This window comes from Streptomyces novaecaesareae, from assembly GCF_000716875.1.
Classification (GTDB): Bacteria; Actinomycetota; Actinomycetes; order Streptomycetales; family Streptomycetaceae; genus Kitasatospora; species Kitasatospora novaecaesareae.
This window is the reverse complement of the sequence record NZ_JNWQ01000168.1, coordinates 1-4,133: the sequence shown is the minus strand read 5'-3', so window position 1 is coordinate 4,133 and position 4,133 is coordinate 1. Positions and strand designations below refer to the sequence as shown.

Here is a 4,133-nt window from a genome sequence, read left to right as displayed (position 1 = left end):
CGATGGTACTGCAGGGGGGACCCTGTGGGAGAGTAGGACGCCGCCGAACAATCATTCCGAAAAGACCCCTTCCCGTTCGGGAAGGGGTCTTTTTGCGTTTCCGTATCGCGTTTCGGTACTGCGTTTGTCCCCGTTCCGCCCGCCGGCTCACTCGTCCTGGGGCTCCGGCTCCTCCGTGGGCTGCTGTCCCTGGGCTCGTGCGGGCGGCTGGGCCTCCTGGGTCGCTGTGGCCGACGGAGATGCCGACGGAGTAGCGGTCGAGAGCGCGGTCGAGGGCTCAGCCGTTCCCCAGGCCGGGCGGGCGAGCCACTTGTCCGCGCTGTTGGTGAGACGGGCGACGCCGGTGCCGTCCGGCTGCATGCGGTAGAGGTCGGCGCCGGCTCCGGCCGAGGCCTGGGTGAAGACGATGGACTTGCCGTCGGGTGCGTAGGCGGCGGTGCCGTAGAAGGCGTCGGAGGGCGCGGGGGTGAGGGCGCCGATGGCGGTGCCGTCGGGGTGGACGGTGTAGATGCCGCCGCCGGGGGCGTTGTCGGGGCCTGCCGGGTAGGTGGTGAAGAGGATCCGGGTGCCGTCGGGAGACCAGCCGGCGCGGTCCCCGGCGCGCAGTTCCCAGGGGGTGAGCTGACGCAGGCCGGTGCCGTCCGCGCTGACGACGTAGATGGCGCGGCTGTTGGCGGGTTGTCCGGTGGCGCTGGTGCGGTACTCGAAGGTGAGCTGCTTGCCGTCGGGGGACCAGCTGGGGTTGCTGACCGAGCCGGAGTAGGGCTTGTCGTTGGTGAGGAAGGTGAGCCGCTGGACGTCGGTGCCGTCGGGGTTCATCAGGTAGAGGTCCGAGTACTGGGTCTGTTTGTTGCCGGCCGGGTCCAGGGGGCCCCAGGAGCGGCTGAAGGCGAGTTGCTTGCCGTCCGGGGAGAAGGCGGGGGCGCGTTCGTCCTCGTTGGCGCAGTCGGCGGTGCCGCTGTCGCAGAGCTGGCCGACCTGGTGGGCGCTCTCGCCGGAGGTGGCGACGGTCCAGAGCCGGGCGGTGCCGGTCTGCGGGTCGGTGCGGTCGAAGGCGACGGTGGCGCCGTCGGGGGACCAGTCGGGGCGGTCGTCGCGGGCGCGGTCCGGCGGTTGGGTGATCTGGTGCTGGCCGCTGCCGTCGGAGGAGAGGGTGACGATGGCGCTGGTGCTGCGGGAGGCGTCGGTGTAGGCTCGGCTGACGATCAGCCCGTTGTGCGCGGTGGCCGCCGCGGGCGTGCCGGCGGCCGCGCCGACCACGCCGGGGGTTGCGGTGGGCGTCGCCTCGGGGGTGGCGGAGGGGGACTCCGGCCGGATCTCGGAGAGCGGGATCTCCCCGGGTTCGGCCCCGCAGCCGGCGAGCAGGGTGCCCAGAAGCAGGAGGCCCGCACCGGCGCTTGCGCGGGTGCGGGCCCTGTTCGTGGGTGACTGCCGTGTTCCGGTGATCCGTGCCATCTCCGTCTCCGACCTTTCCGACCGCTCGACGTATCGCCCCCGTCGCCGATTCAGGACGAAGGCCCCTGAGAGGAGCTGTCACTGTGTCAGACGGGGGACGTCGGCGCCGGGCGACACGCGACGGACGGCGTTCGCTCGGTCGCACGGAGTAGCAGTGGGGAGGGGGAGGGTCAGCCTCGGGCGGCGCGGCGCTCGGCCTTGGCGAGGGCCTCCGCCTCGTCCTCGGCTTCGGCGACCTCCAGGGTGGGCGCGGTGCCGCCGAGCTGGGCGGGCAGCCACCAGGAGTCCTCCGGTCCGGAGGGCTTGCCGGGGTACTCGCGCTGGGCCCGGTCGAGCATCTCGCTCATGGCGGCGCGGAGTCTTCTGGTCACCATGACGGGCTTGTCGCCCGGCGCGAGGTGAATCGGTTCGCCGATCATGATGGTGACCGGGACGCGGCGCTTGGTCAGGGTCTTCGGGCGGCCCTTGGTCCAGAGCTGCTGGGTGCCCCACAGCACGACGGGCAGCAGCGGGGTGCCGGAGTCGGCGGCCATCCGGGCGGCGCCGGTCTTGAACTTCTTCAGCATGAACGAGCGGCTGATCGTCGCCTCGGGGAACACCCCGACGACCTCGCCGGCCTTGAGGGCGGTGACGGCGGCCTCGTACGCGGGCTGGCCGTCGGTGCGGTCCACCGGGATGTGCTTCATGCCGCGCATCAGCGGGCCGGAGATCCGGTGCTTGAAGACGTCGTCCTTGGCCATGAAGCGGGTCTTGCGCTTGCCGCCGCGGTACGCGCCGAGCCCTGCGAAGAGAAAGTCCAGGTAACTGATGTGGTTGCTGACCAGTACCGCTCCCCCCCTGGCGGGGATGTGTTCGGCACCCACGATCTTGATCCGCACATCGAGCGCACGGAAGGCGGTGAGTGCGGCGCCGATCACCGGCGGGTACACGAACTCTGCCACGGTCAGTCCTGACTTCCACGGGCCGGAGCCCGGTACGGCGGGGACCCGCGCCGTTGCGCGGGTTGCGCCGACCGGAGCACGGCACTCCGCGGCGGTCACGGGTGATACACGGAGATGATCCCCCGAACGAGTGCCTGCTGTCACCTGAGCCGTCCGGTCAAGCCGATTTTCACGGTGTGATCTCCGTGAAGAATTCGAACGGGAACTTTTCCGTTCCCCGGATCCGGGGGCGCCGCGGTGGTGGAACCGGTGGCCGGCCGGAAGTCAGGCGCCGGCCGTGAGGCGGCCCTGGGCGCGCCGGACGACCGGGTAGAGCTCGCAGCCCACGCAGTAGCCGAACGCGGCGTTGAGGAAGGCGGCGGTGAGGGCGACCGCGGTGGCCAGCAGGCAGAGCCAGGTCACGCCGGCGATGTGGCCGAGGGTGCCGACGGCGGCGAAGACCGTGAGGATGCCCTGGCCGAAGCGCAGGGGCCGTTCGTCCTCGGTCTCGGACGGCGGCGCGAGCCGGGGGGCGACGAAGGTCCGGAACAGCCAGTCGTACGGGGAGAACCGTAAGCCGCCGAAGGCGCCGAGTGCGAAGACGAGCGCCTGGGCGGCCAGGAGGGCGCAGCTGCCGGTGAGGAGGACGAGGATCAGGACGGCCGAGGTGAGCGTGGCGGCGAAACGGGGACCGCGGGGGTCGGTCTGCACGTGGGCTCCGGGAGGGTCGCGACGGGCGGCAGCGGCGGACGGCGGCGGCGAGGGCGTCAGCGGAAGTGGGAGCGGGAGGTGGAGGCCCGGCCCCGGTCGGTGACGCGGCGGCAGGTCGGCAACGGCGGTGAGGAGCGCTCGGAGTCCACCGGCCGATCGTACGTGGCCCGCACCCGGCGGTCGACCGTCTTTCGGAGCCACCGGGCGCTGGCGCAGACTGGGGGGATGACCGGGCTGGTGGTGTGCGTTGTCGCACTGGCGGTGGCGACCATGTTCGGGCTGCTGCGGGCCGGGAGCGACGGAAGGATGAGGGTGCGCACCAAGGACGGGACGGTACGGCTGTCGGAGGCGGAAGTGGGCGGACCGCTCGGCTCGCGGGCGACGCTGGTGCAGTTCTCGACGGCCTTCTGCCAGCCCTGCCGGGCCACCCGGCGGGTGCTCTCCGAGGTGGCCGGGATGGTCGACGGGGTCGAGCACGTCGAGGTGGACGCGGAGGCGCAGCTGGAGCTGGTCCGCCGGCTGGAGATCCGGCGGACGCCGACCGTGCTGGTGCTGGACGCGTACGGCCGGGTGGTGCGTCGGGCGTCGGGGCAGCCGCGCACGGTGGACGTGATCGCGGCGCTCGGCCAGGCGGTCTGAGGCGTTCCGCGCCGGGGTCCCGCGGTGAGCTCCCGCGCGGGAATCCGGTGGGGGAGACCTGCCGTGTCAGGTGGAGTCCGCCCCCGGCTGGGGCAGGATGGGCGCAGGCGGAGGGCGCAGCCGAACGGCATAAGCTACTGGCCAGTAGTGACCGCTGCGATACCGGCGAGTATGCTGCCAGGAAGTTCCGGACCGGCACGGGAATTCGCTGCCCGGAGCGGGTGCGCAGCCGTGTTCGTGCCCGCTTGCACCGCCGCAGCCGCCGGACGAGACCAGTACAGGAGACAGGCCGTGAGCTTGAGGATCGTTGTCTGTGTGAAGTACGTGCCGGATGCGACGGGTGACCGTCGTTTCGCGGACGACCACACCACCGACCGGGATGGCGTGGACGGCCTCCTGTCGGAGCTG

At 72.0% G+C, this 4,133-nt stretch carries 4 protein-coding genes and 1 pseudogene; 2 read left to right on the top strand and 3 right to left on the bottom strand.

The genetic code is table 11. The annotated features are described in order from the left end of the window. Nucleotides 1-147: 147 nt before the first annotated feature. The 3 genes from OP86_RS32150 to OP86_RS32140 all read right to left on the bottom strand — a co-directional run bounded on the left by OP86_RS32150 (nt 148) and on the right by OP86_RS32140 (nt 3,086). On the bottom strand, nt 148-1,455 hold the full coding sequence (locus OP86_RS32150; protein ID WP_030055158.1) for a TolB family protein: 1,308 nt from the start codon (nt 1,453-1,455) through the stop codon (nt 148-150). Between the two features lie 170 nt (nt 1,456-1,625). After that, complete coding sequence (locus tag OP86_RS32145) at nt 1,626-2,396, bottom strand: lysophospholipid acyltransferase family protein (protein ID WP_030055157.1); 771 nt, start codon at nt 2,394-2,396, stop codon at nt 1,626-1,628. A gap of 264 nt (nt 2,397-2,660) precedes the next feature. Next, the gene (locus OP86_RS32140; RefSeq protein ID WP_030055156.1) at nt 2,661-3,086 is read right to left on the bottom strand and encodes a DUF4395 domain-containing protein; all 426 of its coding nucleotides are present in this window, start codon (nt 3,084-3,086) and stop codon (nt 2,661-2,663) included. Between the two features lie 225 nt (nt 3,087-3,311). On the opposite strand from OP86_RS32140, the gene OP86_RS32135 reads away from it, so the two are divergent. Together OP86_RS32135 and OP86_RS36295 are read left to right on the top strand one after the other, a co-directional pair. Next, entirely contained in the window at nt 3,312-3,725 is a 414-nt protein-coding gene (locus OP86_RS32135) for a thioredoxin family protein (RefSeq protein WP_030055155.1), read from the top strand. 291 nt (nt 3,726-4,016) lie between these two features. After that, nucleotides 4,017-4,133, top strand: a pseudogene (locus OP86_RS36295) (electron transfer flavoprotein subunit beta); the annotation flags it as partial.